The organism is Myxococcus sp. AB036A, assembly GCF_006547355.1.
GTDB lineage: Bacteria > Myxococcota > Myxococcia > Myxococcales > Myxococcaceae > Myxococcus > Myxococcus virescens.
Genome location: NZ_VHLC01000085.1, coordinates 1 through 26866 on the forward strand (window position 1 = coordinate 1; position 26866 = coordinate 26866).

28 protein-coding genes are annotated in these 26866 nt (G+C 66.4%); 22 read left to right on the top strand and 6 right to left on the bottom strand.

Features of this window, described 5'->3' with window-relative positions:
* The 8 genes from FL344_RS38685 to FL344_RS28155 form a co-directional block, all read left to right on the top strand.
* Window positions 1–435 (top strand): DUF2924 domain-containing protein (locus FL344_RS38685; RefSeq protein ID WP_141620697.1); only part of this gene is annotated, 435 nt, incomplete at its 5' end.
* Window positions 436–639: 204 nt separating this feature from the next.
* Entirely contained in the window at window positions 640–807 is a 168-nt protein-coding gene (locus FL344_RS39405; protein WP_228565437.1) for a hypothetical protein, read from the top strand.
* A 267-nt stretch (window positions 808–1074) separates the two neighbouring features.
* Entirely contained in the window at window positions 1075–1416 is a 342-nt protein-coding gene (locus tag FL344_RS28130; protein WP_020479126.1) for a hypothetical protein, read from the top strand.
* Window positions 1417–1632: 216 nt separating this feature from the next.
* A complete protein-coding gene (locus FL344_RS28135; RefSeq protein WP_141620698.1) occupies window positions 1633–1974 on the top strand; it encodes a hypothetical protein in 342 nt (113 codons plus the stop codon).
* A gap of 378 nt (window positions 1975–2352) precedes the next feature.
* The gene (locus FL344_RS28140; protein WP_141620699.1) at window positions 2353–3309 is read left to right on the top strand and encodes an amidoligase family protein; all 957 of its coding nucleotides are present in this window, start codon (window positions 2353–2355) and stop codon (window positions 3307–3309) included.
* A gap of 530 nt (window positions 3310–3839) precedes the next feature.
* Window positions 3840–4280 carry a gamma-glutamylcyclotransferase family protein gene (locus tag FL344_RS28145; protein WP_141620701.1) on the top strand — a complete coding sequence of 147 codons (441 nt, stop codon included), beginning with the start codon at window positions 3840–3842 and terminating at the stop codon, window positions 4278–4280.
* Entirely contained in the window at window positions 4277–4666 is a 390-nt protein-coding gene (locus tag FL344_RS28150; protein ID WP_141620702.1) for a gamma-glutamylcyclotransferase, read from the top strand. Before FL344_RS28145 ends, FL344_RS28150 begins: the two co-directional genes overlap by 4 nt.
* 5 nt (window positions 4667–4671) lie before the next feature.
* Window positions 4672–4902 (top strand): hypothetical protein, encoded by a 231-nt coding sequence (locus FL344_RS28155; protein ID WP_141620724.1) that lies wholly within the window; start codon window positions 4672–4674, stop codon window positions 4900–4902.
* Window positions 4903–4929: 27 nt separating this feature from the next.
* Here FL344_RS28155 and FL344_RS28160 read toward each other — a convergent pair whose 3' ends face one another.
* Complete coding sequence (locus FL344_RS28160) at window positions 4930–5112, bottom strand: hypothetical protein (protein ID WP_153881188.1); 183 nt, start codon at window positions 5110–5112, stop codon at window positions 4930–4932.
* A 405-nt stretch (window positions 5113–5517) separates the two neighbouring features.
* Between FL344_RS28160 and FL344_RS28165 the strand changes: the two genes are divergently transcribed.
* The 9 genes from FL344_RS28165 (at window position 5518) to FL344_RS28205 (ending at window position 13762) form a co-directional block, all read left to right on the top strand.
* Entirely contained in the window at window positions 5518–6558 is a 1041-nt protein-coding gene (locus FL344_RS28165) for a DUF2169 domain-containing protein (RefSeq protein WP_141620704.1), read from the top strand.
* 39 nt (window positions 6559–6597) lie between these two features.
* Window positions 6598–7062 (top strand): DUF4150 domain-containing protein, encoded by a 465-nt coding sequence (locus FL344_RS28170; RefSeq protein WP_141620705.1) that lies wholly within the window; start codon window positions 6598–6600, stop codon window positions 7060–7062.
* A gap of 5 nt (window positions 7063–7067) precedes the next feature.
* On the top strand, window positions 7068–7682 hold the full coding sequence (locus tag FL344_RS28175) for a DUF6484 domain-containing protein (RefSeq protein WP_141620706.1): 615 nt from the start codon (window positions 7068–7070) through the stop codon (window positions 7680–7682).
* 4 nt (window positions 7683–7686) lie between these two features.
* Window positions 7687–9003 carry a TIGR02270 family protein gene (locus tag FL344_RS28180; RefSeq protein ID WP_141620707.1) on the top strand — a complete coding sequence of 439 codons (1317 nt, stop codon included), beginning with the start codon at window positions 7687–7689 and terminating at the stop codon, window positions 9001–9003.
* Complete coding sequence (locus tag FL344_RS28185; protein WP_141620708.1) at window positions 9000–10190, top strand: beta-ketoacyl synthase N-terminal-like domain-containing protein; 1191 nt, start codon at window positions 9000–9002, stop codon at window positions 10188–10190. Before FL344_RS28180 ends, FL344_RS28185 begins: the two co-directional genes overlap by 4 nt.
* A gap of 18 nt (window positions 10191–10208) precedes the next feature.
* A complete protein-coding gene (locus FL344_RS28190) occupies window positions 10209–11237 on the top strand; it encodes an AHH domain-containing protein (RefSeq protein WP_141620709.1) in 1029 nt (342 codons plus the stop codon).
* Between the two features lie 23 nt (window positions 11238–11260).
* Window positions 11261–11845, top strand: coding sequence for a DUF1629 domain-containing protein (locus FL344_RS28195; RefSeq protein WP_141620710.1), 585 nt, complete (start codon window positions 11261–11263; stop codon window positions 11843–11845).
* 28 nt (window positions 11846–11873) lie between these two features.
* Window positions 11874–12677: an immunity 49 family protein gene (locus FL344_RS28200; RefSeq protein WP_141620711.1), complete on the top strand. Its 804-nt coding sequence runs from the start codon at window positions 11874–11876 to the stop codon at window positions 12675–12677.
* A 695-nt stretch (window positions 12678–13372) separates the two neighbouring features.
* Entirely contained in the window at window positions 13373–13762 is a 390-nt protein-coding gene (locus FL344_RS28205; RefSeq protein WP_141620712.1) for a cell wall protein, read from the top strand.
* A 64-nt stretch (window positions 13763–13826) separates the two neighbouring features.
* On the opposite strand, the gene FL344_RS28210 is transcribed toward FL344_RS28205, so the two are convergent.
* Together FL344_RS28210 and FL344_RS28215 are read right to left on the bottom strand one after the other, a co-directional pair.
* Window positions 13827–15698 (bottom strand): HEAT repeat domain-containing protein, encoded by a 1872-nt coding sequence (locus tag FL344_RS28210; protein ID WP_141620725.1) that lies wholly within the window; start codon window positions 15696–15698, stop codon window positions 13827–13829.
* 92 nt (window positions 15699–15790) lie between these two features.
* Entirely contained in the window at window positions 15791–16366 is a 576-nt protein-coding gene (locus FL344_RS28215; RefSeq protein ID WP_228565438.1) for an RDD family protein, read from the bottom strand.
* A gap of 199 nt (window positions 16367–16565) precedes the next feature.
* Here FL344_RS28215 and FL344_RS28220 point away from each other — a divergent pair, with 199 nt between their 5' ends.
* On the top strand, window positions 16566–17168 hold the full coding sequence (locus tag FL344_RS28220; protein WP_228565439.1) for a DUF1629 domain-containing protein: 603 nt from the start codon (window positions 16566–16568) through the stop codon (window positions 17166–17168).
* A 975-nt stretch (window positions 17169–18143) separates the two neighbouring features.
* Entirely contained in the window at window positions 18144–18503 is a 360-nt protein-coding gene (locus tag FL344_RS39410; protein ID WP_228565440.1) for a hypothetical protein, read from the top strand.
* Window positions 18504–18834: 331 nt separating this feature from the next.
* On the opposite strand, the gene FL344_RS28230 is transcribed toward FL344_RS39410, so the two are convergent.
* Window positions 18835–20001: a hypothetical protein gene (locus tag FL344_RS28230; RefSeq protein WP_228565441.1), complete on the bottom strand. Its 1167-nt coding sequence runs from the start codon at window positions 19999–20001 to the stop codon at window positions 18835–18837.
* A gap of 499 nt (window positions 20002–20500) precedes the next feature.
* On the opposite strand from FL344_RS28230, the gene FL344_RS28235 reads away from it, so the two are divergent.
* Together FL344_RS28235 and FL344_RS28240 are read left to right on the top strand one after the other, a co-directional pair.
* Window positions 20501–20968 carry a hypothetical protein gene (locus FL344_RS28235; RefSeq protein ID WP_141620716.1) on the top strand — a complete coding sequence of 156 codons (468 nt, stop codon included), beginning with the start codon at window positions 20501–20503 and terminating at the stop codon, window positions 20966–20968.
* A 114-nt stretch (window positions 20969–21082) separates the two neighbouring features.
* Window positions 21083–22816: a DUF262 domain-containing protein gene (locus FL344_RS28240; protein ID WP_141620717.1), complete on the top strand. Its 1734-nt coding sequence runs from the start codon at window positions 21083–21085 to the stop codon at window positions 22814–22816.
* A 210-nt stretch (window positions 22817–23026) separates the two neighbouring features.
* Here the strand turns inward: FL344_RS28240 and FL344_RS39415 are convergent, their stop codons facing one another.
* Window positions 23027–23719, bottom strand: coding sequence for a hypothetical protein (locus tag FL344_RS39415; RefSeq protein ID WP_228565442.1), 693 nt, complete (start codon window positions 23717–23719; stop codon window positions 23027–23029).
* A 235-nt stretch (window positions 23720–23954) separates the two neighbouring features.
* Between FL344_RS39415 and FL344_RS28255 the strand changes: the two genes are divergently transcribed.
* Window positions 23955–25631, top strand: a complete 1677-nt coding sequence (locus FL344_RS28255; RefSeq protein WP_141620718.1) for a hypothetical protein — start codon at window positions 23955–23957, stop codon at window positions 25629–25631.
* Window positions 25632–25637: 6 nt separating this feature from the next.
* On the opposite strand, the gene FL344_RS39420 is transcribed toward FL344_RS28255, so the two are convergent.
* Window positions 25638–26711, bottom strand: coding sequence for a hypothetical protein (locus tag FL344_RS39420; protein ID WP_228565443.1), 1074 nt, complete (start codon window positions 26709–26711; stop codon window positions 25638–25640).
* Between the last annotated feature and the right edge of the window lie 155 nt (window positions 26712–26866).

The following is a 26866-nucleotide window of genomic DNA, read 5'->3' on the forward strand; positions in this document are numbered from 1 at the left end:
ACCGCCCCCAGCGCCCCTCCTCCGACCCCTGCTGCACCGGCCACCACCTCGGCCGAGGGCACGCAGCCCGCTCGCCAGCGCGGGCGCTTCGCCGGCATGTCGCTGCAGCAGTTGCAGGAGAAGTACCGCGAAGTCGTCGGGCGTCCGACGGGCAGCAGCAACGCCTCCTACCTCCAGTGGAAGATTCGGGAGGCGGAGGCTGGACGAATCAACGTAGGCCCGCGTCCCGAGCGCGAGGTGAAGGTGCGCGAGGACGGCAAGCGCGTCATCCCTCTTTCCTTCGACGCAGAGGCCCTGGACGCCCTGGACAAGGCCTGGCGCGACGCGGGCCTGCCGAGCCGGACCCGCTTCTTCATGCGCGCGGTGCACCGGGAACTCACGGCCATGGGCGCCACCGAGGCTGCCGCGCACTTCGCCCCGAAGACTGAGGAGTAAGGCCCAGCATGGCGACAAAGGAACAAGCCACCGACGCCCTCGTGTCGGTGGCACTTCGCAAGGCGCTCGCGGGGGCCCGTGTGGAGGTGAAGCTGGCCCTTCACAGCAGCGGCTGCGAGCTACAGCCGGAAGTCGAGGTCGCATTCCCCCCAGGGCACCTCCTCACGCCAGCGCAACGCGGCGCTCCACCTTCTCGCCGCACAGGTGGAGTTGCGCACCACGATTCAGGAGCACTGGCTCGTCGAATCGGAGGTCCTCGACGACGGCAATAGAGGCCGCATCTATCTGGTGCTGCTCGGCGTCGGCGGGCCTTGGCCGACGCGTGAAGAGGCAGAGCGAGGGCTGCAAGTCCTGCACAGCGCCCTCCGCTGACATGGGTATGCGGGCGGCGGCACGAGCTGCCGCCCTGAACGAGCTGAACCCCACGGCCGCCAGGGAGCGCTCGCCCCGCCCGAAACAAGGCTGACATCCCTCACACCACCCGAATGCGCAAGGGAAAGAGGTTTCCATAAAGGCATACCCCCTCCAAAACATACGCCCCCAGACACCAGAGAGGACTTGATACACCCGCCAACCAGAGCGTGTATGCATTTCGCGACGGGCAACAAAGCACCGCGCGAACCCACAGGAACACCGACCATGAGCGCCACGGCCCTCCCCTTCTACATTGTCCCCATCAAGGTGATTGATTTCAGCAATACCAAGTTGACCCTGGACCTCGGCAAGAGCCGGAGCGGCACGGCCCAGCCGCAACTGGACGTCGTCCTCCCGCCCGGCGCCGACCACCGGCAGATGAGCGCGCTGCTCCACACCTTCGCCGCCAGCCTGGAGCTGAACACCCCCGCCAGCGAGCGGTGGATTGTGCAGACCGAGCGCCTCGCGGAGGCGAACCACGGCCGCATCTACTTGGAGCTGGCCGAGGGTGACCATGCCGAGGCCATGCGCGGGATGATGCTCCTCGGCGCCCTGCTGCTGGGCTGAGCGGCAGGGACAGGGGGGAGCCGCGCCGCAGCACCGCACGGGCCCCCTCCCCAATCCCGTGACACTGAAACACCACACGAAACACGCCCACCCCTGGGCGCCGGCCATATTCGACACAGAACACCAGACGCGACTTGCTTCACCTCCCCACGTAGGGATGTATGCGTTTCGCGACGAACAACAAAGCGCCGCGCCAACCCCAAAGGAACGCACACCATGAAGACCACCCCCAAGCCCCCTCGCCTTGGCCAGACGACGGCAACCGCCCCCCAGAACGCCACGGTGACTCTGAGCCTCAGCAAGAACCGATACGGCACGCCTCAGCCGCAGATTGACGTCTTCCTCCCGCGCGGCTCCAGCCACCGGGAGACGAGCGCGATGCTCTACACCTTCGCCGCCAACCTGGAGCTGCGCACGCCCACCAGCGAGCGATGGATTGTGCAAACCGAGCGCCTCGAGGAGGCGAACCACGGCCGCATCTACCTGGAGCTGGCCGAAGGGGACCATGCCGAGGCCATGCGGGGCATGGCGCTCCTCAACGCCGTGCTGCCGCGCTGAGCAGCAGGAACTGGGGGGGGGACCCGCGCCGCAGCACCGCGCGCCCGCCAGCAGCCCGGCGTCGGTGGACGACTGCTCCGGCTGAACCAGCGGACGCGGCTGGGGACTCCGCGCCGACACATCCCGCCAATCCCCCGGCCTATCGCCAGGACAAACACACACACTGGAATTCCGCCTACCGCCCCGAGCCCAGAAACGCCGGGCTGCGCGCCACCCACAGAAGGCCGACGTGAAACCCCGCGAATTCTCGCGACAATTTCAGACAGCCCAATCCACATCACCAGCTGCCGAAGATGACTTGCTTCATTCGCACACCAGAGCGTGTATGCGTTTCGCGACGGGCGCCACAGCCCCGCGCGAACGCGAGAGGCAAACTCCATGAAGACGCTCCGGTTTGGAATTGAAATTGAGACGGTTGGCGCCAGCCGCCAGAAGCTGGCCCATGCGATTCAGAGCGCGGTGGGCGGGCACGTTTCTGGCGACTCCCGGGGCTGGCAGGTGACGGACGCCCAGGGCCGCACCTGGAAGGTGGTGCCGGACGCCTCGCTGAGCGGGAGCGACTACAGCGGCGAAATCGTCTCCCCCATTCTCACCTACCAGGACATGGGCGCCTTACAGCAGGTGGTGCGCGCCGCGCGCGAGGCCGGCGCACGCGCCGACGCCTCCACCGGCATCCACATCCACGTCGACGGAAGCCGCTTCGACGCGAAGGGCGTCACCAACCTCGTCAAAATGGTGCACAAGCAGGAGCGCCTCCTGGAGACGGCCCTCGGGGTGAGCGCCGCGCGGCTGGCCCGGTACTGCCGCCCCATCGACGCGGAATTCCTCCGGCGCCTGGAGGCCCGCCGCCCGCGCACCCTGCAGGAGGTGAATGAGGCTTGGTACGGGCGCCGCAACAGCATGCCCAGCCGCTACGACTCGAGCCGCTACCACGGCCTCAACCTCAACAGCCTCTTTTTTAGAGGCACCATTGAATTCAGGTACTTCAACGGCTCGGTGCATGCGGGAGAGGTGAAGGCCTACGTCCAACTGGTGTTGGCCCTCGCGGCCCGGGCCCTGGCCTCCAAGGCAGCCTCCAGCAAGCGCCGCGACTTCAACCCCGCCACCGCGAAGTATGACTTCCGGGTGTTCCTCCTCCACCTCGGCCTCATCGGCGAGGAATTCAAGACAGCCCGCCTCCACCTCCTCAAGAAGCTGGAGGGCAGCGCCGCCTGGAAGGGCCAGCGCCGCGACAGGCGCGGCTCGGGTGGGGGCGAGGACGGCTCGCCCAGCAGCGAGGGCGCACAGGGCGGCGCAGGGGGCAGCGCGCCCACCGAAGCCTTGGCCGCCGCGTGACGGGGCCTTCGCGGGCGCCACAGGGCCCCGGCGCCTGCCTGCGCTCACGGCAGGGACTCCCAGGCGGGCGTCCGGGCCCGCCCCTCCCGCGCTCCTCGCGCCCCCTCAAACAGCGCTTGCTTCAATGCCGAAGCAGAGCGTGTATGTCTTTCGCGAAGGGTGAGCGCCCCTCGCCAACACAAGAGACGCTGCAATGAAAGCACACGGAATCACCCGCAAGGACAGAGGCTGCTGCCCGGGCCACGACAAATTCCCGGCCGAGGCGTACCGGAGCCGATGCTCGAAGAAGGCCCATACCCGAGACACCCGCCTCGCGCACCAGCGCGCGCGGGCCTGGGAGAGGGCAGAGCCCTTCAACGCGAGGCGCGACGCCTCGCGCGACAGCAACGAGAGGTAGGCCCCGCCGCGCTGGGAGACGAGGCCAACCCAGTACGCCCCCGATACGGAGGCACCGTGCCAGAGCCCTGAGGGTGCCCTGGCTGGCAACGACACCGGCGGGCCGCGCGCCCGCCCTCCACCGGAGAATCCACATGCTCTACTTTGCCTACGGCTCCAACCTCGACATGGCCCAAATGCGCACGCGCTGCCCCGGCGCCACCGTCGAGGCCCGGGCCACGCTTCCCAGCCACACCCTGGTGTTTCGCGGGTTCAGCCACCGCTGGGGCGGCGCCGTCGCCAGCCTCCAGCGCGTGCGCGGCGCTCACGTCGAGGGGCTGTTGTACCGTCTCACCCCCGAGGACTTGCGCGCCCTCGACGGCTTCGAGGGGCACCCCTTCGCATACCAGCGCGTCACCCGACTGGTGACGGACAGGGCCGGCCTCCGCCGCCGCGCGCTGGTGTACCTGCAGCCCGAGGCAAGCATCGAGTCCTGGCCGCCCGCTGTCCGCTACTTCCGCGTCCTCTGGCACGCCTACGGACGCCTGGGCTTCAACCGCGCCGTGCTCGCGGACGCCCTGGGAGGTGCGGCGTGAAGCGCGCTTCAACCTCGACGCGTGTCTTCGTCTACGGGACGCTGCTGTCCGGCGAGCCCAACCACCGACTCCTGCGCGGCGCACGCCTCATCGGCCCGGCGCGGACGCGGCCCCGCTTCACCCTCCACGACTACGGGCCCTTCCCCGCCCTCGCCTCCGGTGGCAAGCACGCCGTCGAGGGCGAAGTGTACGAAGTCGACGCGCCTATGCTGGCGGCGCTCGACAGGCTCGAGGGCCACCCGCGCTTCTACCGACGCACGCCCATTACCCTCGACGAGGGCGCGCGCGTCGAGGCATACCTGTTTCCCAAGGCGCGGCTGGCAGGCTGCCCTGCCATCGAATCCGGCAGTTGGCGTCAACACATTCAAGAGAGGAAGTCATGGTAATCGTCATGCGTGACGGACGCGTCTTTCAGGGCACGCCCGTCCAAATCGTCCGCGCCATGCAGGACATCGCCTTCGGCGTGGAGCGTCTCTCGCTGCCCGAGTACATCGACTGGGTGGTGGCCAATGCGCAGCGCGTCGAGGCCGTCGCGCTGCGCGTGCGGGGAGAAACCGACGAGGCGAAGGCCACGGCGCTGGTGGAGGAGATGCTCCGTGAGGGCCTGGCGACGCGGGGGTGAAGGCGTCCCCCCAGCACACAGCGTGCGCTACTTCCCGTTCAGCCCTTGGCGAATAGCTTCGCGCAAGGCCGCCCTCAACAGGTGCACCTCCCCCAGCAGGCGAAGCACATCCTCAGCCGCGAGTTGCAGCGGCGTCCCCTGTCCCGCGGGTTCGTCGCTCAGCAACCGCAGGTAGCGCCCTTCGAGCGCGGTGAGTTCCTCGTCCGTCATGGGGCGCCTGCCTACCGAGGGACGTGACGCCATGTCCAGTCGGGGCGTCCTCCAGGGCGCGCAGAGGGCCCTCGCCGACACCGCGCGCCTCCACAAGCACCAAGGCCTCACGGGCCCCCAGCGCCACCAAGGCAGCGGCCTCCGCCGCCCCATACTCCAGCTTCGCCTGGGCCAGCCGCGTCCGCGCCGCGGGACTGCCGTCCAACCTCGCGTGCGCCCCCTGCAACTCCGCCTCTGCCCGTCCCAGGCGCTCGGCGAGCGCTCTCCGCTTCGTCATGTCCATGGCCCAAGGCCGAGAGCACGGAGTGTGCCGAACGGTGTGCGACAGTTGCCCATGCTGGCATCGGGAGAATCTGTGGGAGCGGCATGCTATGAGGGCTCCAGAGCACGCTGACTCTGGGGCACATGGTGGGACAGTTCGCAGTGGACAACCCAACGCCGCTGGCATTCGAGGCGCTGGCGCTCACCGATGAGGAGACGCGCCCCTTCCTGGTGTTGGTCGCGAAGGCCACCTACACCCTGGGTGAGCAGGGGCTGCACCTCGCCGACGAACAGCTTTCCGTGAATGCCGCGGGCGAGTTCTGGGGGGCGCCAGGAGAGTCCAGCTACCGGTACGAGCCGGAGGTGGCGCCTACCAAAGTCGCCACGGACGTGGTGCTGCTTGGCCACGCGCATGCTCCCGCCCGAGGGACAACGGAAACCCTGGTGGCGCTCCAGGTGGGCCCGTTAAAGAAGGCTGTCAGGGTGGTGGGAGAGCGCACGTGGTTTCGCAGCCTGGGGCACGTGGCCATGACGAAGCCCCAACCCTTCGAGCGCATACCCCTCACCTGGGAACGGGCCTTCGGCGGCTGGGACAAAAGCCACGAGGACGCGAAGAAGCACGCCTTCGAGCCGCGCAACCCGGTGGGCATCGGGTTTCGCGCGAGTCCACGCCACTTCCAAGAGGGACTTCGACTCCCCAACCTGGAGGCCCCCGAGCAGCCGTTACGCGAGTTCGGCCAGGCCGTCCCTCCGACGGGCTTCGGCTTCACGTCGCCCGAGTGGCAACCGCGCGCGGCCCTGGGCGGCACGCATGACGAGGCCTGGCGGAAGACGCGCAAGCCACGCTGGCCCCGAGACTTCGACAGGCGCTTCTTCAATGCGGCGCCGTCAGGCCAGGTGGCTCCAGGATACCTGCGCGGAGACGAGGCCGTCGTCATTGCCAATGCCTCGCCACGGGGCCGCCTCGCCTTCCAGCTTCCGGGCATACCGCCACCGCAGGTGACGGCGGTGGTGGCGGGGGGAGAAGACGTACACCCCGAAATGCGGCTGGACACCGTCATTCTCGACACGGACACCCACCAGGTGCTGCTCCTATGGCGCGCGGGCCTCCCCCTGCGCAATGGGCCTCATGACGTGCGCGCCCTCGCGGTGCGGGCCGAGGGGCTCCGCGGTAACAACCTCTAGGTTAGTCTCTCTCCAAACCAACCCTGCAAGGGGGCGACAATGGCCAATACCGTCGGCGTCAACAAGATGTCCGTGGTGACGAAGGACTCCAACGGCACCACCGTTGCCTTCCCTGACGTGTGCAAGACACCCAGCCCCGCCGGGCCGGTGCCCATTCCCTACCCCAACATCGCGAAGTCCTCGGACATAGCCCAGGGCACCACCTCGGTGAAGGTGGAGGGCAATCCCGCCTGCGTGAAGGACTCCAATTTCTCTACCAGCACGGGCGACGAAGCCGGGACGGCGGGCGGAGGCGTGGCCTCGGGCAAGACGAAGGGCAAGGCCGAGTTCGTCAACTTCTCCTTCGACGTGAAATTTGAAGGCAAGAACGTGGCGCGCGCCTTCGACCTGATGCTCCACAACGACAAGAACACCCCGCCCTTTCCCTTGATGCAGCCGCCCGTGGTGGCCATGGGCAAGGATGCGGGGCCCGTGAAGTGCCTCGTCTGCGATAAGGAACTCTGAAGTCCATGAAACCCACCCTTCAGGCACGTGACGAGGAAGCGCCCACTACGTCGGAGTCCTGGCTGGCCCCCCGACAGGGGTGGGTGGCGGGCCGTGATGACGCCGGCAGGCTGCTGGTGGACTTCCCGGGCAACCCTGGCGGCCCCGTGGCCGCGACGCTGGCCATGCCCATGGACACGCAGGCAGTGAAGGCGGCGGTGGACTGCCGGCAGGCGGTGATGCTCGTTTTCGAGCGCGCGGACCCGCGCCGTCCTCATGTCCTTTCCCTGGTGTACACACCAAGTGAGACGCCGCTGCTGGACTCCGTGCTGGAGGCCACGGTGGCCCAGCTTCCTGAGGAAGTGCAGGTGGACGGCAAGCCTCAAACTCTCGACGTGAAGGGCAGCAAGGCGGTGTCCCTCTCCTGTGGGGCGGCGCGCGTCAGCCTTCAGCCCCACGAATTGCTCTTGGCGTGCTGGGATGTGCGGGTGAAGCTGACGCGCCAGGAGCTTCTCCTCCAGTGCGGTGAGGCCAGCATCCTCCTCCAGCGAAACGGGCGGGCGGTGACGCGGGGCGTGCGCGTGGAGTCCCACGCGGAGGACACCCAGCGCATCACCGGCGGCGTGGTGGAGGTGAATTGACGCCATGGTGGCACCAGCCTTGAGCGACGAGCTCTTCCTCAACTGGGAGGGCTACGAGGAGCAGTTGGGAGAAGCGGAGTTCCACTGGGCGCAGCGGGAGCGCCAGCTGGACTCTCCGGAGTACCGGCTTGCGCAGCTGAGGGAGCGGGAAGAGCGCCTGCTGGCCAGTGAGGACATGCTGGTGCTGGGAGGCGCCCCGGTGGCCTCGCGCCTGTTGGTGCTGGCCCTGGAGTCGGAAACACCCGCGCGCATTGCCGCGGCGACACATGCCCTTCTCGTGGAGCGGGCACCAGGCGTCGAGGAGGCACTGCTGAATGCCCTGGAGGGCGAGGCGGAGGGCGTGCTGCCCGCCATGGCTTCCGCCATGAAGCTGGTGGACCTACGGGCGCTGCCCAGTGGACTGCCGCGACTGCTGGCGACACCTTCCACGGCCTTGCAGGCCACGGTGTTGGAAGTGCTGGGGGCGCATGGCGCGGTGCCACCGGAGACTGCCCTGTCGCTGCTGGAGCACGAAGACTCGCGTCTGGTGGCCGCCGCGCTACGGGTGCTGGCCCAAGCGGCGAAACCACCTCCGCCCTCGCGGCAGGTGCTGGAGCGACTCCTGGCTGCCTCCGAGCCCGAGGTCCGGGACGGTGCCCTGGAATGGGGTCTCGTCAGCGGCCACCGAGCGGCCTGGGCTGTCTGCGCGGCTCTTCTCTCCACGCCCAATGCCCGCCTGCCCCGGCTGCTGTGGGCCCTGGGCGCGGACGAGAAGGAGGTGCTCAAGCTGGTGGCGCTGCTGGACAACGCCGACATCCGCCCGGACGCACTCTGGGCCCTGGGCTTCTCCGGGTGGAAGGTGGCCATGGAAGCTTGTGTGCCGTGGATGAGCGACGAGGCGGCGGCATTGGCCGGCGAGGCCTTCTCTGCGATGACGGGCCTGCGCCTGGAGGGCCGCTATACCTCGCCGCGCACAGAAGACGCGGCGACGGTGCTGGATGAGAATCCCGAGGCAGACCTGCGCCGCCGCATGGAGGAACTGCTGCCCCTGCCCGACTCCCAGGCGGTCGCGGACTGGTGGAGAGAGAACCACCCCCGCTTCAGTGCCGGCCAGCGATACCTGCAGGGCAGCCCCTGGGCCGCCAATACCCTGCTGGACGCACTGGAGACGACCCCGCTGCGTCGCCGCCACGCCCTGGCACTGGACGCGACGCTGCGCAGCCGGGGCGCGGTGCGCATTCCCACGCGCGCCTGGGTGCACCAGCAGGTGGCGGCCCTGCGCGCGGCACGCGCCTTGGGCCCCCGCGCCCTGTCGCGCCCCTTCACGGAGGGACTCTCGTGAAGCCCTCCGACTCGCTTCGAGCCGAGTGCCCACCAGGCACCATTGCCGTGACGGGGCTGGGCATGACGTCCTCTCTGGGGCTGACGGCCGTGGCCTCGTGCGCAGCGGCGCGGGCTGGGGTGACGCACTGGGCACCCCTGGAGATTGAGGAAGCGGACGTGAAGCGGCTGAAGAGCGTGCCGCTGAAGGGCCATGCGGCCCGCGGCTACACTGACGGATTCACAGGTGTGGGTCGTCTGCTGAGGCTCGCGGACGGCGCCCTGGCTGACGTACTGGAGGACGCACGACTCAAGCCCGCCGACATGAGCCGCACGGGCGTCTTCCTCTGCGTCGCCGGTGACTTGTACGCGCGCGTGCGAAGTGAGTCGGTGCGACACGAGGAAGGCGTCACACCGGAACTGGCAGACGCCCTGGAGGAGGAAGCGGCAGAGGCGCGCAAGGAGGCGCGTGCACACGTGGGCAGGAGGCTGCTCCCCCAGCTGTTGAAACTGCACGGACTGGGTATTCCCCCGGGTGCGCAGGACTACTTCGCCGGAGGCGCTGCTTCCTTCACCACCGCCCTGGCCAAGGCATTGGAGCTCCTGCGTGGCCGCGTGGTGGACCGGTGCCTGGTGGGAGGAGTGGACAGCCTCGTGGAAGGGGCCGCGCTGGAGGACGTCTACGAGATGGGCCTCGTCCGCACGCCAGAGTCAGCGGTGGGCTTCTTCCCCGGCGAGGCCGCGGCCTGGGTGCTTCTGGAGCGCGCGGATGCGGCGCGCGCACGCAATGCTGCCGCGCTGGCCTGGCTAGGGAATGTGGCCGTGGAGAGAGAAGCCTTCCACCGTTTTTCGGGTGACGTCCCCCTCGGAGCGGCCCTCCTTCGCGCAGTCACCTCTTGCTGCAGCGGAGGGAAGCCCGAAGAGACGGGCCTCGTGCTCGCCAACCTCAATGGCGACGAGTGGCGCGCTCGAGAATTGGGGCTCGCCCTTTCCGAAATGAAGGACGCGGGCCTCCCCGCGGACGCGCCTCTCTGGTCCCCCCCCGCGTCCTTCGGCGAGGTGGGTGCAGCGACAGGCGCCGTCTCCGCATGTATGGCAGTGCGGGGCTTTGCCCGGGGCTATGCGGGCGCTTCCTCGGCGCTGGTATTGCTGCTGGCGGACGACGAAGCTCGGGGCGCATTCCTACTTCACGACGCAAAGGCGAGCTGAACACGACGGAGGCGAGCCATGGCAGACGACAAGGCCCTGCAGGAAGCGCGGGCCCGCTACGAAAAAGCCAAGGCGGAGGCGGACGACGCGAAGAAGGCGGCCGACGACGCACGCGCCCGGGCGAAGGAGAACGAGGGGCGGCTGAAGGAAGCCCAGGAAAAGCTCAAGAAGGCTCGCGAGGAGCGTAAGGGCGGCATCGGCAAGGCCGAGAAGGAGTTGAAGGAAGCAGAAGGCCCCGAGAAGGAGGCTGCCAAGGCCGAGAAGTCTGCGGAGTCAAAGGAGCGCGCAGAGCACCTCTCTGCCCTCATGGCTGCCGACAGCCACAAACACGGAGAGCAAGAGGGATGTGTCACCCGGTGCATCTGGGACAAGGCGCAGCCGCCCACGTGGAGGCGCAAGTGTCTTTTTAAGGGGCACAACCATCGGGAGAACGGCGTGAAGTACCAGCTCGCCAATGAGGCCGGTTGGTACAACCTGGACTTTCGGGACAAGAATGGAGCGCCGCGCAAGAGGCTGAATCAGCAGTTCAGCGATGCGCAACTCGGACGCCGCAAGACGGTGAACAACCCCACCATCAGCAAGGATTGCTGGTGGATGAGTAACTACGGCGTCAACTTCAGGACCAGCAGTCGGCCCTGGGAAAACGACGCTCATCACCTCATCCCGATTGAGTCACTCGCGACGTTCTTCGGCGACAAGCTCCTCGTGCTTCAAGCAGCGAAGTACAACATCAATACAGGCGTCAACATCATGATGCTCCCCACCCAAGAGAAGTACGGGCGCATCTATCAGCTTCCCATTCATCCTTCCAACCACCCCGACTACAACGAGGCAGTCAAGAGGCAACTAAAGGGCATCAAGAACAATCTGAACAAACGCGCAGAAGCGGCGGGTGGACATCCCGACCTCTCGGACGCAACCGCCAGTGCCTGGAAGGAAGAACTCAACAATTTCTCGCTCGACGTGCGTCCACGCATCCGGGAGAAAGCTGTCGAGTCTTTTCAATCTAACCTGCTCCTTCATATCAACGATGCTTTCGGGGCATGACTCTCAATACGTGAAATGACCCTATGGAATATTTCATTCTCGAAACACGTCTGACGCCGGAAAACTGCACCATCAGCGAGAGTCCCGAGCCGCTGGATAGCAAGCAATGGCGAATTGCCGAGGGTCAGAGAATGGGGGAGCACTATTCTCCAGACACTCAGTTACAGATGGATAAGCGGCACAAGGGATTGGGCACCCCCGACTTCCTGCACAATACGCTGTTACTTCCAATGGTCTCAAAGAAGTTGCGCTCACTCCTTGAGGCAGAGGCCGACGCCGAGATTGAGTACCTGCCGTTTGTGTTGCTTAATCACAAGGGGCGCGCAGTAGATCGGGAATTTTATATTGCAAATGTTATCGGCACCCAGGACTGCGTCGACCGAGGCAGGACGGAAGCCCGTGAGTCGGCTCTTGAGCCCGGGCAATATTCCGGACTTTTCAAGCTATTTCTGGACCCGGGCCGCATCGACCCGAAAGCTAAGCTGTTTAGAATCAAATCAAAGCCCACAGTGCTCATTATTCGCAGTGACCTGAAAGCAGCACTGGAGCGCGACGGAGTCACTGGCACGCGCTACATTGCAATGGGCGAGAAGTGCATGATTTATTGAGAGCTATGTTTCGCCGGAACCCCACTTCATGAAACTAGAGACCGTCCGCGAAAACACGCATGTGCGCCTGCGCGACGCGCTCGAACTATGCGTCCAAGGGCCGAAGGGCTTGTCGAATAAGGCCTACTTTTTGAGTTCGTACTTCTACCGGCGGCTCGCGATTTGTGAACTGCTGATAGAGGCACGCTCAGACCGTTTCGCGGCATTTCTCAGTAAGTCGGCGCAGGCGCGTCGGCATTTCCTCAAGCTCGTGGCTCAGGGGCAGAGCGCCGACCCAGAATTCATTTGCGCAAGCCGGAACTTCCCCTTTGTCGACGCACTCGCAGCTGGCCAGCTTGAGCTCGCAGTGGAGTTGGCTCGACTCTCGCCAGATCATCATGCCCCAGATGTCGAACATGAAGATGACTTCCTCCTCCATCGCTTTATCCAGCGCTTCACCCTGAGCCTGTGCGTAAGGGAGGCATTTGACTTTTCCTCCATGCTCCAACGCTGGCAGCAGGTCATTGGCTGGACGTTCGACCCGTACATGCGCGCCTGCCAAGCCCTGCTGGACAAGGACGTAGCCGAGCTGAATGAAGGGTTGCGCGATGCCGCAACCGAGCGCCAGAAGTCCTTCGAGGAAGAGAAGCAGCAGCCAGTGCCGCAGGACAAACGCCTCACCGAAGGATTCATCTTCATGAACGGTCTTGCCTTCTTGCGCTTGGCGGAGCTGCAGAACATGCCCGTGCAGCGCGAATACCCTACGATTCCCAAGTTCGCGCGCATTCCACTCGGCATGCCCATGCCCCCTGAGAACTCTTGGATGAGTCCTGAACTAGGCGTCCCACAATAGAGATGCACCGCCCTGCGACCAGGAGCACCGACCTCAAGGCACGCCCTCGCCGAGAAGTACGCCGTATGCGCGGCGCCAGCCGACGAGCGCGTGTCGGTGGCCGAGGTGGTGGATCTCGTCCGTAAGGCCGCGGCGGCGAGGAATGGGTGGAAGCGCATTCTCACGAGGTGTGCCCCGGCAGTACGGGACGTGACGCGTGTCGCAGTGGGAGGAGGCCTTTCCATCAGCCGGTGAGGGGCTGTCGAGTTTTTCGTGTAAATCCTCGCTCCCTGCGCGTCGACTACGACTCCGGCCTGAGGAATGGTAATCGTCCTTGGCAGTTGATTCGCCAAAGCGCTGGGCATGCTCACCACGCAGCCGACAGCGCGTGAAGGACAAAGCTTTACATGAAGAGACTTCAACGTCGTCGCGCTTCCCGGGCATTTCCGAAAACGCAACAGGGGATTCCCGGCCCGACACATCCGGTGCCGTCCATTGAGGGCGCGCTCCGCACCGCGATTCGGAAGGAGACTCCGGGCCCCGTGGCGTCGCTCGCGGCGGCTCTGAGCCGCCTGGCGAACCGGCTGGCCCGGGGAGCCAACCAGGCCCGACCTGCGCGCACAGGCCGCGACACGGGGCCCACGGCGGCAACCGGGCCCGTCCCAGCCCCACTGGAGTCCGTCCCACCAGCAGCCGAAGCTCCCACCCCCACGGCCATGGCCTGCGCCATCATCGGCTGCAAGCGCCCCCACCGCAGCCAGGGCTACTGCGCCGCCCACTACCAGAAGCGGCGCCTCATGATGGCCACGGGCCGCCTGCACGCCGCGTGGGTGGAGGACGCCGCGCCCCACAGCATCCCTGAAGTCATTCTCCCGCGCGGACGCAGGCCCAAGGCCGACGCCGCGCCTCCTGCACCGAAGCCGCCCGTCAGCGCCACCCCTCGCATGTGGGTGCGCAAGAAGGGGGCAGCAGGCGCGGACGGCACCTCCGGCCAAGGGGCGCCAACGCCTGCCGGGCAGCCGCCCCTCGCCTCGGAGCGCGAGCGCGCCACAGCCACCGCCCAGCGCTGGGCCAACGAGTTCCGCTCGCGGACGCGGCGCGCCTGAAGCGCTCCGCCCGCGCCAGGCCCCCTCCTACCCCAGGAGGGGCGCCCTTTCTCGTGCGGTGGCGTCAGTGCCGTCCATCCGGTTCGACGGGGGCCAGACGCCCGTCCCTCGTGACGCGCACCACGTGGGCGGGGGCGAAGGTGCCAGCCCGGCCACACACGATGGCGTCGAGTCGCTGGTTCGTCGTCCCCACCACCAAGTCCCCCGCTTCATCCAGGGCGTATGCCATCGGCGCGCCTGGGAGAGTCACCCAAGGCGTGGCACGCCACCGCCCCTCGGACGCGTCGATACGCACCAGACGTCCGGCTCCGCCATACATGTGCGCGAGGCCCTCCACCACCACGAGGGCGCCGTGCATCCGCACGACACGCAGGGGGTTGGCATGGGGCTCCTCCAGCACCGTCACCCGCCCGGCCTCATGCACTTCCAGCGTGCCCCCAAACTCCCCGTCGTCCCATCCGACGAGGCAGGCCTCTCCCATGGCTTCGAGAACGGATGCGGAGTCCCCACCAGGCACGGCTGCACACGGACTCCCTCGTGGTGGCGCCTTCGGCTTCTCCCAGTGCAAATGGAGGGAGGTGTGCCCCTCACTCAGCGTCCAACCCCCGCTGCGTCCAGGAATAATGCGGGCGCAGTCGATGGACTCCGCATGCCGCACCTCCTGTTCGGCGAGGCCTTCCAGGGCCAACCTCGCGTGGCTCCGCGCCACCGGAGAGGCGTGCGCCGCCACCACCTGCTGCAGCAGCGGCTTCAGCTCCTCCACATGCACACGGAAGGCGTAGCTGCCCAGCGCATCAACCGCCGCAGCCTGGACTTCGCTGTGCGGCGCTTCCACCGCCTGGCGCAGCGCATCGAGGGCGGCTGAATCTCCGACGCGTCCAAGGGCCTCCGCGGCCCGCGCGCGCGCCCACCCTTCCTCCCCCCTGGCCAGCAGCCCCAGCAGCGGCTCCGTTGCGGCAGGCCGCGCCACGGGCCCCAGGGACACGAGGCTCGCTAGGGCCCGGGCACGGCATTCAGGCACGGCGAGCTGCTGGAGGACCTCAGGCACAGCAGTAGGACTGTTGAAGGCCACCAACGCCTGCAGCGCCACGGGCGTGAGGCGCGCGTCTCTCCGCTGTAGCGCCTGCATCGCCTCGGGCGCGGCTTTCGCCCCTTCGCGCCCGTAGGCCGCCAACACCGAAGCCACGTAGGCTGCTCGCGGGGTGCATCCGTCAAACACCGCCTCGCAGGCCGACGCTGGGACTGACGGGCAGGACGTCCCCGGTGGGCGCCGGAGCGCGGACTCCTCCAACTCCCGCGCGAGGAGCGTCCGCAGGCGCGGGACGAATGCCCCCGTGTACACGGAGGCGCGCCGGGCGAGGACGCGGCGCACAAGCACCAGCGCTTCCCAACTCGACTCTGGATTCTCCAGCACCTCCAGCAGCACCGGGGCCAATGCCGGGCCGAGGTGTTCCAACGCTGACGTGGGCGACTCGAGGAGGTGGCGCACAATGGCCGGCCCTGCTCGCTCGTCGTCGAGAGAGGAGAGCGCGTGCAGGGCCAGCCCACCGGGCTCACGCTCATACGCCTCGATGAGCGCAGGCAATGCGCCCGTGGCCTTCCCCTCCATCTTCGCCAGCGCCTGGGCTGCACCGCCACGCACGCGACGGTCCGAATGCCGAAGCAGCGGAACCAGCCGAGGGACGACGTCCTCTCCCTCGCGCCCCAGTTTCCAGGCCGCACACGCCTGCTCCGGCGGCAGCCACTTCTCCCCTGTGTCTGGGCCGTGGAGCTCCTGCAGCAGCGCAAGGCACGCGTTAGTCCCCTCGCAGCAGCCCTCCCACGTCCTGGTGTCTTCCCGCTTCCACGGCCGGGAACACCCCATGGACAGCGCCACCACCACGCACACGAGCCCGGCCAACCAGCGGGGGCGCCCGGACGTCACCTCTCCCTCCATGTCATCGCCTCTCATTCTCCCCTCGCTGTGAGGGGGACTTCGAACCAAACGCTTCAGCCAGTCACGAACCGCACATCGAACGAACGCTGCGCTCAAGGTGCCTTCACAACGCGGGTGCCGGCCACCCAGTCATGGAGACACCGCCGGTCCTCCCCGACGATGGAGAGCGCGTCCACGAGGCCGAACCAGCCGCAGTAGCCGCAGAGCGTAATCGGGAGCGCGTTCCTCAACAGGGCAATGCGCCAGACTTCCGCCGGCCGCCCGTCCCTTCTGACGACGCGGATTCCCAGGAGCCGCTTGCCGAGACTCGCCCCCGTGCCTCGAATCAGGCTCGCCTGCACGAGCAACACGAAACCCACCGAGACGTAGGCCGTTGGAGCCTTCACCGCCTCCTCGCCCGGAAGGGCCAGGCACCGGAGGCCCCCCAGGAGGAGGAACGGAAGCAGGAGCGCGGCACCGTCAACAAGGCTTGCTGCGAGCCGGGCCCTGCGCGTCGCCAGCTCCGGAGCCGCATGAAGGCACCGGAAGCACAGGCCCGCCCTGGACGAGGCACAGAAGGCACAGGTGAAGGCGCCGCAACGAGTACAGGCCAGGGCAGCGGAGAAGCCAGGATGCTCGGAGCATTGGGCATCTGAAATCGATTCAAGGGCCTCGCGGAAGTCGGACATGGAGGGCCGCAGCACAGCTAGGCCCGCCCCAAGGCAGCAAGTTTCTTCGGCGGAAAACTCCCCTGGCAGAGCCAAACTTAAACCAACAGGTCATGTTGTCAGACTCACCACATCAAGCTCCGTACCTCCGAATTGCTTGACGCAAGTCACCACGGCAAGCTCCATGGATTCGACGAGCCACACGAGCCACACGAGCCACATGCAGACCGACTACTTCATGCTCATGGGCGATTCGCTCAACCAATGGACGACGCGCGAAGGGCCGCCACCCGAGAAGCGACTCAGGGGAATTTCGTGGCAACAGCGCCCTGTGTTCGTGGCAGCCCCCATCAAGCTGCGAACCAGTACGGGAGGGCTCCCGAAAGAGCCCTTTCCTGCCTACGAAGGCTCCTGCGAACCCTTACTCTCCGCCAGGGCAAAATCCCTCCTTGAGCCCCTTGCCATCAGCCATCTTCAATTTCTCCCGGCTGACGTCTCCTTCGAGAACGGGGAAGTCAAGAGACTCTGGTGGCTCCATGTCTACCGCTCGATTCATTGCGTAGACAGGACGCGCACGAAGGGCCTGTTCGCATCTCGCCGAGAGATGATGGCGATTGGCAAGCTCGTGCTCGATGAGCAAGCGCTCGCCGACATCCCGCTGGAGCGGCGGCTCATCTTCCGACTCGGAGAGCTCCTCGACACCATTCTCCTCCACTCATCGCTCGTCGAACGACTGCGGAGCTGGGAAGCCGAGGGGTTCAAGTTCATGCGCGTCGATGAGTGGCACCACGCCGACTTCATCGAAGACTACCGCGGCCCGTGAGGCCACTGGCTGGGCACATATGCTTCGCAAGACTTGGCCGCTACATCCAACGTGCGTCCCGGCAAGTGAGCGAGGAGCGCCCACCGAGGCGACAACTTCCCTGTCACAGGGGCTCCCAGTTGGCCCGTAAGGGCGGCGCGTAGCCGATAAGGCGGGCCGGCCCCCAATGCTCATTTCTCACCTACTTGGCCTCTCCCCGGGCGGCGACGTGACGAGTCGCCGGGCCACGGGGTCTCCGCCGTCTTCCTCCTTCTCGGGGATGCCCATCCTAGCGGCGAATGCTCGCATGGCGTCCGACAACGGGCGTTCGAGCCGGAAGGCACCGAATCGAGCGATGAAGCTCGGCCAATGCCGAGTCAGGATGCCGCGTCGCCTGTACGGTGGAGCGAGCCACATCCATTGCATTGCCCAAGTGGGAGCGCGATTCGCATATTCTCGCAAGCGAAAGGTGCACGCCCCTGCGATAGTCGACCCATCATCTGAGGCAAATAGGAAACCAACGCATCGGTCGGGTCCGTCCTTTTCCTCGATGTCCCACTGGACGAAGTCGAAGTGAAGTTCTCGCTTAAAGTGGAGAGCTCGCGCGTGCATGGCTTTACGGAGCCAGAGCGGAGACCGTGCATCTACTTGAACGATTCCGGCAGGCGTGCTCAGCGCTGCAAACCTCGGGTCGGGCGAAGGCCGCTCCACTGCCATCCACTTGTTGTGGTACCGCCGATGCGAGATGCCGTCGTCGCGGTCGCCCTTCGCATACGTTTGCTTACACTCGGGACATTCATACGCGAACGGCTCGGACTTCCGTGACGCGCGCTGCTTGCCCCCTCTCACATGGAGGGACACACACCTTCCCTCGCAGTCCAGCGACACTTCCATCCGGTAGCCGCGGGGCGTAGTCACCATCTCGCGCCTCACCTGCGCACCAACGTCTGCAGCGTCGAGCCTTGCCTCGCTGCAACCGCGCTCCTTCTCGTAAAGGTGGACGGCAATCTCCGATTCGGTCAAGTAGCGCTTGCCTTGGAGCTGCTGCTTTACACGGGCGACCAGTTCCGCTGGTTCGACAGCGAAGCCCAACTTCTCAAGCCAGATAAGGAGCCCTGCCACGTCGTGGACGTGAATGGTGTCACTTCCGGAAAAGCTCTCCTGCGTCTTTCGTCGTGGCGCTGCGAAGGTGGTGCGGACGGGATGTTCCAACGCGCGAGCGAGGTCAAAGAAGTCTACACCGCAGTGAACCAACCGGCGGTCCATGTCGAGTACCAGATCCTCGATTTGGTAGCGGTGTACCCACTCCGCGTCAAACATCGCGGCAACGCGGGGTCCCATGGCCGCAGCATTTGACGCCTGCCCTTGAGGGCGTTGGTGAGCCTCCCAAAGCAGGTTGAGGAGACCTCCGCTTATCTTCATGGTGACCTGCCCCTTATTCACGACCGCGAGTGACGAGACTCTCGCGGAGCAGTTGACGCCGTACTCGATGGACGATGCAACCGAGGCCGAATGGGCACGGCAAGTTCCGACCTTCCGGGGCCATGTTCAGTGGCGGCGGCCCGCCAGCGCGAAGAGTGCATCTGCACGCTGGGCGAGACCGGCCGCTTCGAGCTTCTGTCGCAATGGTGATTCTCGCTGCATTGGGTGCCCTTCGCGCTAAACCTGGAATGGAGTCGGGCCAGGCTCACTCCCCATGTTTCAATGGCGCAACGAAGGCCCGCAGGTGCGCCCACTCATTCTCCAGCGTCGCGGCCAACCACGCTTGTTGCAGCGATGGGATGGGCCATCGGGCGACTTGGAGAGCCGGAGCGACGCCTATCATCTGCTGCCCCTCCTGAATGGCGGCCGTCACCTGCGTCAGCCTCTCCGGCTCCTTGAGCATCTCGGCGCCCTGCTTCATCAAACGCAGCCCCACCATGTGCTCGACGAGCGTGGACTCCTCCGCCACCCGCTCCCCAATGGCCCACAGCGCACGCCCCAACCGCTCACGTTCGGCAGCAGAGAGCTTGTCTCCCGTCACCCCTGCACGCTTCGAGAGAAGGTGGGGCCCGGTGAGTGCCAGCTCGCTCACAACCGCCGAAAAGGCGCTGGCCTGCGGACGGGCGACGCCTACCGACTGAAGGAGCCACTCAGCCTCGGCATGCATCCGGACAAGGGGCGTGGCCCGGTAGTCCGACAGGGAGGCGATGCGCTCCAGTTCCTGAAGCTCGCCCGTCGTCACAGGTGCATCCGGGGAGCTCTGCGCCAGAAGAAGAAGGAGGGGAGTCTGCATCTCCTGCGGCGCGGCGTCGGCAAGTTGCTGGAGGCGGGGGCGCAGCACGGCCAGGGCCTCTGCACGTACTCCCGGCAGGAGCGCGTCCCCCCGGAAGTACTCGAAGGCAGCCCGCAGCAACACAGGGTCCGTCACGTCCATGAGGTTTGCGGCAAGCCAGCGTTGCTGCTCCTCTTCGAGCGCCCCCTCCGCCAACGCCGCTACGAGGCGGGTATCGGCCTTCTTCGCCCGAGCCCACGCCAAGCCAACGCTCGTCTCACCATCGTCGGATGGCTCCTCCGCAGGGAGCAGACTGCTCTCTCGGAGGTTGGGGCGGCCTGCATCGTTCCAAGCGCGAAGGAAAGCGTCCTGCCAGTTGCGCTCCGGCTTCTGGCGACGCTGCGCAATGAGGGCAGAGAGTACGGCGACTTCCGGCCTCCCCGGCGCCGTGGCACGAAGGCGAGCTGCAGCCAGGTCTGCATCGCCCAGAGCACCTTCCTCCAGAGAGTGGCATGCCTGGACAAAGAGGGTGCCCGGCTCCTCCGAAGCCTTCGCAAACACGACAGCAGATTCTCTCTGTACGGCAGCAACGTCTTCCAATCCAACATGCCCTGTAACACGCGACGCCCGGGTGGACTGGGGCATCTCTATGTCAGCCGCGGATGTTGGGTGCGCACTTCCTGCCGTGAGTGCGGATACTACGAGAAGCAGGACTGGGCGAACAGGAGGCATCATCTCCCCAGCCTACTGGATTCCTGCCCAGCTCAACGGGCCGATGGCCATGAGGTAAAGAGGACTCATCTGCCATTGGGCATTCAGCTTTTCCACGAAATCCGGGCAGGCTCAAACTACCAGTTCAGGTCAGGGCCATATGGGGGCAATGGAGAGGCCCCCTGCCGCTGGGCTTCGAGGCCCGGGGCACGCTCCTTCGAGGCCATGGACCGGCGGCGAGTCGGTACCTCAGTGCCGGTCAGAACCTCCCCCCTCGCCCCAGCGACCACGGAGTCCTTCACAGAGAGTACTTGGGGCAGCGCAGCATGAGCGTTCCGTCGCTTCCTGCTGGCAGACGGGCTCAGTACGCGCTGATAAAAGCCGGCGTGTGAACGACACCGTCAAGCTCCGCCCACGAATCTGGATTTACCGCCGCACGGCACCAGGCGAACTTCACTCCGTCCCCATCAAAACATGGGACCTCTGGACGTACGGAAAGGCGTCCCTGCCACCGAGTGAGGATGGCTTCGTGTGGTTCGTCAGCGTCATTGCGTGGGGTCAGAACCGGAAAGTTTCGAGCCTCGGTCAGGTGGACTTCTGGAAGTCCCGCGTGAACGAGCAGGGTGTCCATAGCGAGGAGATGCGACTGGTCGAGATGCGGGTCACCATGGAGAGTACCTGGGCGAAGATGGGCGACTCGTGGTTGGGCAATGAGGCGCCCACGGAGCCGCAGACAGTTGTGGATGCCACCTCGCGGTTCCAGGCCCAGCGGTACAAGTGGAAGCCTACGCCCGAGGACGAGCGCGCCCTTCGTGACGTCGTGAACCGGCGAGCCGGCTGGGAGGTCATGAAGTAGGAGCAGAGGTCGGCGCGCCTTCCGTGGCCACAGAGGAGCCTGCTCCGACAGTAGCGCCCCTCGCGCTCCAGGAACGGGCGTCTTCCTAGAGGGGTGTCGCAGGATACCCCAGGCATGAAGAGGCGTGACAATGCTGGACGCACCAGCATGCTGTTGGCAATCCTACGTGCCACTCATGTTCCGGAGGTTGTGATGGAAGCACGCCCGAGCCAAATACTCGAGTTCTTTAATGGCACCAAGCAGATGCTCGTGCCGCTCTTCCAGCGTCCTTACGAGTGGGGCCCCAGTGAGTGGGAGACGCTCTGGGCCGACCTACTCGAACAGTACGAGCGCACAGAAGAAGAGTCGGTCGCGAGTCACTTCACGGGGGCCATCGTGACGGCACCTGCGCGGTCAGTTCCTGTGGGCGTCTCCAAGTATCTGGTCATTGATGGTCAGCAGCGCCTGACGACCGTTACCATCCTCATCTGCGCGATACGCAGCCTCTTCGAACCAGGAACGAGGGAGTACCGGAAACTGACCCGGCTTCTCGTCAACGAGGACGACGAGGGTCTCGACCACTTCAAATTGCTCCCGACCCAACCCGACCGAGCGGCATTCCAGGCGCTCATCGCAGCGACACCGCAGGCCAACACACGCTTCACCAACGCATTCGAGTTCTTCCAGAAGAAGCTGGCAAGCACCGACTCCGACGGAGCGCCGATTGATCCTGAGCGTCTCGCAACCGCCGTTCAGAGTCGCCTCACGGTTGTCGCCATCCACCTCGGCGACACAGACGACCCGTACCTCATCTTCGAGAGCCTCAACGCCAAGGGCACCCCGCTCACCCAAGCCGACCTTGTTCGGAACTACCTCCTCCTCCGGCTTCATTCGAATGCACAGCAGAAGGCCTACGAGGAAGCATGGCTGCCAATGCAGGCCCTTCTGACTGGCGAGCACCTCACTGAGTTCATGCGCCAGTATTTGATGATGAACGGAGAGGAGGTCGCGAAATCTGCAATCTACACGGTCCTAAAGAAGCGGCTTCTCGCGGTGCCCGACGCGGCCATCGCAGGCGAGTTGCTTCGCATGCAGCAGGCGTCGATCCTGTATGCTCAAATCGTCGGGCTGACCGCGCCGAGCGATGCGACAATCGGAAAGGGACTGGCGCGGCTCCAGCGTTGGGAGATTGCAACAGCGAACCCGTTCATCCTGAAGTTACTCTTGGCTCACTCCAGGACAGAAGTCAGTGCGCCCGATGTAGCCTCATGCCTCGCCCTCATTGAGTCTTTCGCGGTGCGCCGAGCCGTCTGCGCTGTCCCCACCAACCAGCTCAAGCGCATCTTCCTGTCGGTCACCAAGGACATGCCTCCCTCGGACATTCCGCAGTGGCTGTCGAAAACGCTGGCCGCTGGCTCGAGTGGCAGGAGGTGGCCGAAGGATGACGAGTTCAAGGATGCGCTCCTCCGATACCGTGCCTATACACAACCGACGGGACGTTGCAAATTCCTTCTGGAGAGCATTGAGGAACACCACGGCCACAAGGAACCGGCAGCTTTCGCGAACGCCACCATTGAGCATGTCATGCCACAGACTCTGACTGATGAGTGGCGCTCGATGATTGGCTCCGACGCGACGGAAGTTCACGAGCGATGGGTTGACCTTCTTGGGAACCTGACGCTCACCGGCTACAACAGCGAACTCTCGAATTCGTCATTCCCAACAAAGAAGCAGCTACTGAGCGACAGCCACTTCGAGATGAACAAGTGGATCGCAGGCAAAGAGATGTGGACGGAAGTCGAACTCCGAGAGAGAACGGAGCTGGTCTTCACTAAGACGAAGGAGATCTGGCCGCGTCCTGCCGAGTAAGACCGACCACGGAGTATTCGAGCCCCCAGCACATCGGGGGCTCCGCTGGACTGCCATGCAGCACGTGCAATCCCTGTCCCTACCCAAAACTCGGTCGCTGCGCCCTACGCGCGTCAATGCCACTCCATGCAGTGCGTCAATGCCAGTGAGCGAGGCGCGCGGGCTTCTCACGCCTCCGCTCGGCGAAGAGGTCCGAAATCATCGTCAGTCTCATGGCCACGCCAGCTCGATGTGGAGAAGCGGGTCCGCGGCCAGCTCCACCTTCGCGGCCCGTGCCGCGCGGAAGGCCTCGCCCAACACGCCAATGTCCGGGGCCGCGCGCGCCTGGCCGTCCAGCCAGTAGCGGCTCTCCGTCTCCGCACGCAGGTGGCTCTGCACCCAGCCGGCGAGCATCGGCATCTGCTCCGCAACGTTGGAGCGTGGCAGCTTCGCGCCGCGAGCCAGCATCACGCTGAAGAAGCCATGGACGGCACTCGCGCGGACGGCGCGCGCGTAGGCGAGCTGCTTGTCGCTGACGGCCTGGAGGGGCGGCACCTCCAACCCCTCCATGGTGAGGACTACGTGCGGCAGCATGACGTGGACGCAGCCCGCCCCGAGCTGGTCCGCCAGTGCGTCAGCCGCATCACGCCGCTGGGCCGCGCGCGCAGCTCGGGCCGAGGTGATGCCGAATCGCTCTTCCAGGGCCTGGAGCGTGGGCCCTGTCGTTCGCGGCACCTGCTCATGCACCCCGAGGACGGTGGCGTGGAGCGCGCCCTCCGCGTCCGACACCTCGACGTAGGCATCCCGGGCACGCCGCGCACTCGCGACGCTCCGCACGCGGTACAGCCACGGCGCCGTCACCCGCACCGTGGCCGAGCCGCTGCCCTGGCGGTTGAGGTCCGCCGTCCCACGCAGCCACCGCACGCGTCCCCCCCGCGGGCTGGATTTTGGCGACGCCGCCCCGCCGCTCATGGACGAAGACCTCCACTGTCAGATTCCGTCGGCCGTCGGCCTCCTGCTCCACATCCTGCGTCAGCCGCATCCGCCTGGAGGGCCTCCTCCGACAGCAGTTGGCGCCGGGCCCGCGTGTCGAGAGTGGCCCTGACGGGATTCGAGGTGGCGCGATAAGGTGCGCCAACTCGTCGTTCCTGGAGCCCACATGCGAAGACGCATCGTGTCTGAAGCCTGTCTCGTCACCTGGTCGCTCTGTATCCTGTCCGCCTGTGCTTCCACGTCATCTGGAAGCGCGGCTCCCAGCGGGGTGAAGCCTGAATGTGGCGAGACGCCACGGGGGCTCGAGGCGCTGCTCAAGCCCGGTGGGCTTGTCCTTTTCGGAGAGATGCACGGCACGGAGGAGGTGCCCCGCTTCGTGGGCGACGTCGCGTGCCACGCGTCCGCCCAGGGGCTGGCGGTTCGCGTGGGGCTGGAGATTCCCTCGGAGGAGCAGAGCGCGCTCGAGTCCTTCCTGGCGGCGGAGGACCCCCAGAAAAGCCAGACGGACCTGTTGCTGCGTCCGTTCTGGGTGCGGGATATCCAGGATGGGCGCAGCAGCAAGGCCATGCTCCAGTTGTTGAACCGGCTGCGCGAGCTGCGTCGCTCCGGCGCGAAGCTCACCGTCGTCGCCTTCGACGCCGCGAAAAGCACGGACCGGGATGGTGACATGGCGAAGAGCCTCCTCGCCGCCATCTCGAGGGGCCCGGCGGACTTCACGCTCGTGCTCGTGGGCAACGTCCATGTGAGGCTCGAGAAGGGCATACCGTGGGATGCCAACTTCACCCCCATGGGCTGGCACCTCGCCCAGGCGAAGCTCCCTGTGACGTCGCTGAACAACAGCTACACCGGTGGCAGTGCCTGGGTCTGCATGGGCCAGAAAGCCGTGTGCTCGGTGTACCCGATGAAGGGGCAAGACAAGGGCGAGCGTCCGTTCGTCGAACTCGCGGCCTCCGTCGAGAACGGCTATCACGGCATCTTCCACGTGGGCGCCATCACCGCCTCCCTGCCCGCGGTGGAGTCGAAGCAGGGCGCGGGCATCAACGTCCAGGCGGTGTCGCTGCGCTCCCAAGGCGACGCGGCCTATGACGCGAAGCAGTTCGCGCAGTGCGCGAAGCACTTCGCCGAGGCGGCTCGTGTGGACCCCTCGATGGCCGCGTCCGACGCCTACAACGAGGCCTGCTGCCACGCCCTGGCGAAAGACGCGGAGGCGGCCATCACCGCGCTTCAGCGCGCGGCGAAGCATGGGTACTCGAGCTGGCAGCACGCCCGGCGCGACCAGGACCTCGCCTCGCTGCGTGCGGACGCGCGCTGGGCCCCGCTGATGGCCCAGGTGAGGGCGAACCTGGTGGCCGCGGCGCCGCCCGGTACCAACGCGGAGCTGTATGGCCTCTACCTGGATGACCAGGACGACCGACAGGATGAGTCAAAGATAGACTGGGCGGTGGTCGGCCCCCGGGACGCGAAGCGCCTGGCCCGCGCTCGCCAGCTCCTGGAGGAGGGCAAGGTCCAGAGCGCGAAGGACTACGTCCACGCGGCCATGCTCTTCCACCACGGCAAGGACGTGGCGGACTTCCAGCGCGCGCACACGCTGCTGCTCAAGGCCGTGGAGCTCGACCCGAAGGACGGCCTGGCTCGCTGGCTCACCGCCGCCGCCGAGGACCGGCTGTTGACCCAGCAAGGCAAGCCGCAACGCTATGGAACACAGCGTGAACAGGTGAACGGGAAGTGGCGACTCGTCCCTGTCGACCCCTCGGTCTCGGACGAGGAGCGCGCGAAGTGGGGCGTGCCGCCACTGAAGAAGTTGCAGACGGACGTGGAAGCCGCGAACGCGACCCCTCCGTGAATCCTTTCACGGCGCCGCGCCATCTCCCAGCATGCGCAGCGCCAGCTCCGCGTGGAGCTCCTCAAGGGGCTCCACGTCGAGCGCGCCGCCTTGCTCGTACCAGCAGGGCAGGCGCACGCCCATCGTGGAGATGGCGGCGGCGGTGACGCAGGGATGGGGTGTCGAGAAGCACTTCTGCGCCCCCCCCCCGCGCTCGATGACCTCCGCCAAGAGCGCGGCGGACTTGTCCCGCAGCGCCACCGCCGGCGCGGCCGTCTCCCGTCCGTCGTCACCACGGCCTCGCCCAACACGCCGATGTCCGGAACCGCGCGCCTGGCCGTCCAGCCAGTAGCGGCTTTCAGTCTCCGCGCACAGGTGGCTCTGCACCCAGCCGGCAACCATCGGCATCTGCTCCTCGACGATTGCCCGCGGCAACTTCGCTCCGCGCGTCAGCATCATGGTGAAGAAGCCATGGACGGCACGCGCGTAGGCGAGCTGCTTTGCGCTGACTGCCCGGAGAGGCGGTCCCCCCTCCACTGTGCGGGCCACGTGCGGCAGGGCGACGTGGACACAGCCCGCCTCGAGCTGGTCCGCGAGCGAGGCACCCGCCCCACGCCGCTGGGATGCGCGTGCGGCCCGGGCGGACGCGATGCCGAAGCACTCCTCCAGGGCATGGAGCATCGGCCCCGTCGTGCGCGGCACCTCTTCGTCCATCCCCAAAACGGCGGCGCGGAGGGCCCCATCCACCTCCGTCACCTCGACGTAGGCGTCCCGGGCACGCCGGGCGCTCGCGACGCTCCGCACGCGGTACAGCCCCGGCACCGTCACCCGCGCCACGGCAGTGCCGTTTCCCTTGCTGTTGAGGTCCACCGTCCCACGCAGCCACCGCACGCGCCACTCGGGGCCCGCGGGCTGGAGCTCTGCGACGCCACCCCGCCGTTCATGGACGGATACCTCTACTGTCAGCTCCCGCTGGCCATCGGCCTCCTGCTCGACATCCTGCGTCAGCCGCATCCGCCTGCAGTGCTCCTCCACCAGCAGTAGGCGTCGGGAGCGCAGCCGGCGGCAATCCCCCGAGGGGGTAGGCGTCGGCAGCATCATGACGCTCACCAGGTCGTGAAGGAGCGCCGGGCTCTAGCTCGGCGGGGAGGTGGATATCCCACCTAGTGGCCACAGGAGGGCAGCAGCCTCGCTCGCCCTCGGCGTCGATCTCCAGGAGTAGCGGAGGCCCGGATGATTCTCTACGCTCGGGAAGA

What these genes read in the sequence shown, in the direction of transcription:
- FL344_RS28220 (WP_228565439.1), top strand. Translation starts at nt 16,566, where the DNA reads ATGCAGACCGACTACTTCATGCTCATGGGCGATTCGCTCAACCAATGG.
- FL344_RS28140 (WP_141620699.1), top strand. Translation starts at nt 2,353, where the DNA reads ATGAAGACGCTCCGGTTTGGAATTGAAATTGAGACGGTTGGCGCCAGC.
- FL344_RS28135 (WP_141620698.1), top strand. Translation starts at nt 1,633, where the DNA reads ATGAAGACCACCCCCAAGCCCCCTCGCCTTGGCCAGACGACGGCAACC.
- FL344_RS28145 (WP_141620701.1), top strand. Translation starts at nt 3,840, where the DNA reads ATGCTCTACTTTGCCTACGGCTCCAACCTCGACATGGCCCAAATGCGC.
- FL344_RS28180 (WP_141620707.1), top strand. Translation starts at nt 7,687, where the DNA reads ATGGTGGCACCAGCCTTGAGCGACGAGCTCTTCCTCAACTGGGAGGGC.
- FL344_RS28210 (WP_141620725.1), bottom strand. Translation starts at nt 15,698, where the DNA reads ATGGAGGGAGAGGTGACGTCCGGGCGCCCCCGCTGGTTGGCCGGGCTC.
- FL344_RS28175 (WP_141620706.1), top strand. Translation starts at nt 7,068, where the DNA reads ATGAAACCCACCCTTCAGGCACGTGACGAGGAAGCGCCCACTACGTCG.
- FL344_RS28160 (WP_153881188.1), bottom strand. Translation starts at nt 5,112, where the DNA reads ATGACGGACGAGGAACTCACCGCGCTCGAAGGGCGCTACCTGCGGTTG.
- FL344_RS28255 (WP_141620718.1), top strand. Translation starts at nt 23,955, where the DNA reads ATGCGAAGACGCATCGTGTCTGAAGCCTGTCTCGTCACCTGGTCGCTC.
- FL344_RS28170 (WP_141620705.1), top strand. Translation starts at nt 6,598, where the DNA reads ATGGCCAATACCGTCGGCGTCAACAAGATGTCCGTGGTGACGAAGGAC.
- FL344_RS28165 (WP_141620704.1), top strand. Translation starts at nt 5,518, where the DNA reads ATGGTGGGACAGTTCGCAGTGGACAACCCAACGCCGCTGGCATTCGAG.
- FL344_RS28200 (WP_141620711.1), top strand. Translation starts at nt 11,874, where the DNA reads ATGAAACTAGAGACCGTCCGCGAAAACACGCATGTGCGCCTGCGCGAC.
- FL344_RS28240 (WP_141620717.1), top strand. Translation starts at nt 21,083, where the DNA reads ATGAAGAGGCGTGACAATGCTGGACGCACCAGCATGCTGTTGGCAATC.
- FL344_RS28215 (WP_228565438.1), bottom strand. Translation starts at nt 16,366, where the DNA reads ATGTCCGACTTCCGCGAGGCCCTTGAATCGATTTCAGATGCCCAATGC.
- FL344_RS28130 (WP_020479126.1), top strand. Translation starts at nt 1,075, where the DNA reads ATGAGCGCCACGGCCCTCCCCTTCTACATTGTCCCCATCAAGGTGATT.
- FL344_RS28190 (WP_141620709.1), top strand. Translation starts at nt 10,209, where the DNA reads ATGGCAGACGACAAGGCCCTGCAGGAAGCGCGGGCCCGCTACGAAAAA.
- FL344_RS28195 (WP_141620710.1), top strand. Translation starts at nt 11,261, where the DNA reads ATGGAATATTTCATTCTCGAAACACGTCTGACGCCGGAAAACTGCACC.
- FL344_RS39420 (WP_228565443.1), bottom strand. Translation starts at nt 26,711, where the DNA reads ATGATGCTGCCGACGCCTACCCCCTCGGGGGATTGCCGCCGGCTGCGC.
- FL344_RS28155 (WP_141620724.1), top strand. Translation starts at nt 4,672, where the DNA reads ATGCGTGACGGACGCGTCTTTCAGGGCACGCCCGTCCAAATCGTCCGC.
- FL344_RS28205 (WP_141620712.1), top strand. Translation starts at nt 13,373, where the DNA reads ATGGCCTGCGCCATCATCGGCTGCAAGCGCCCCCACCGCAGCCAGGGC.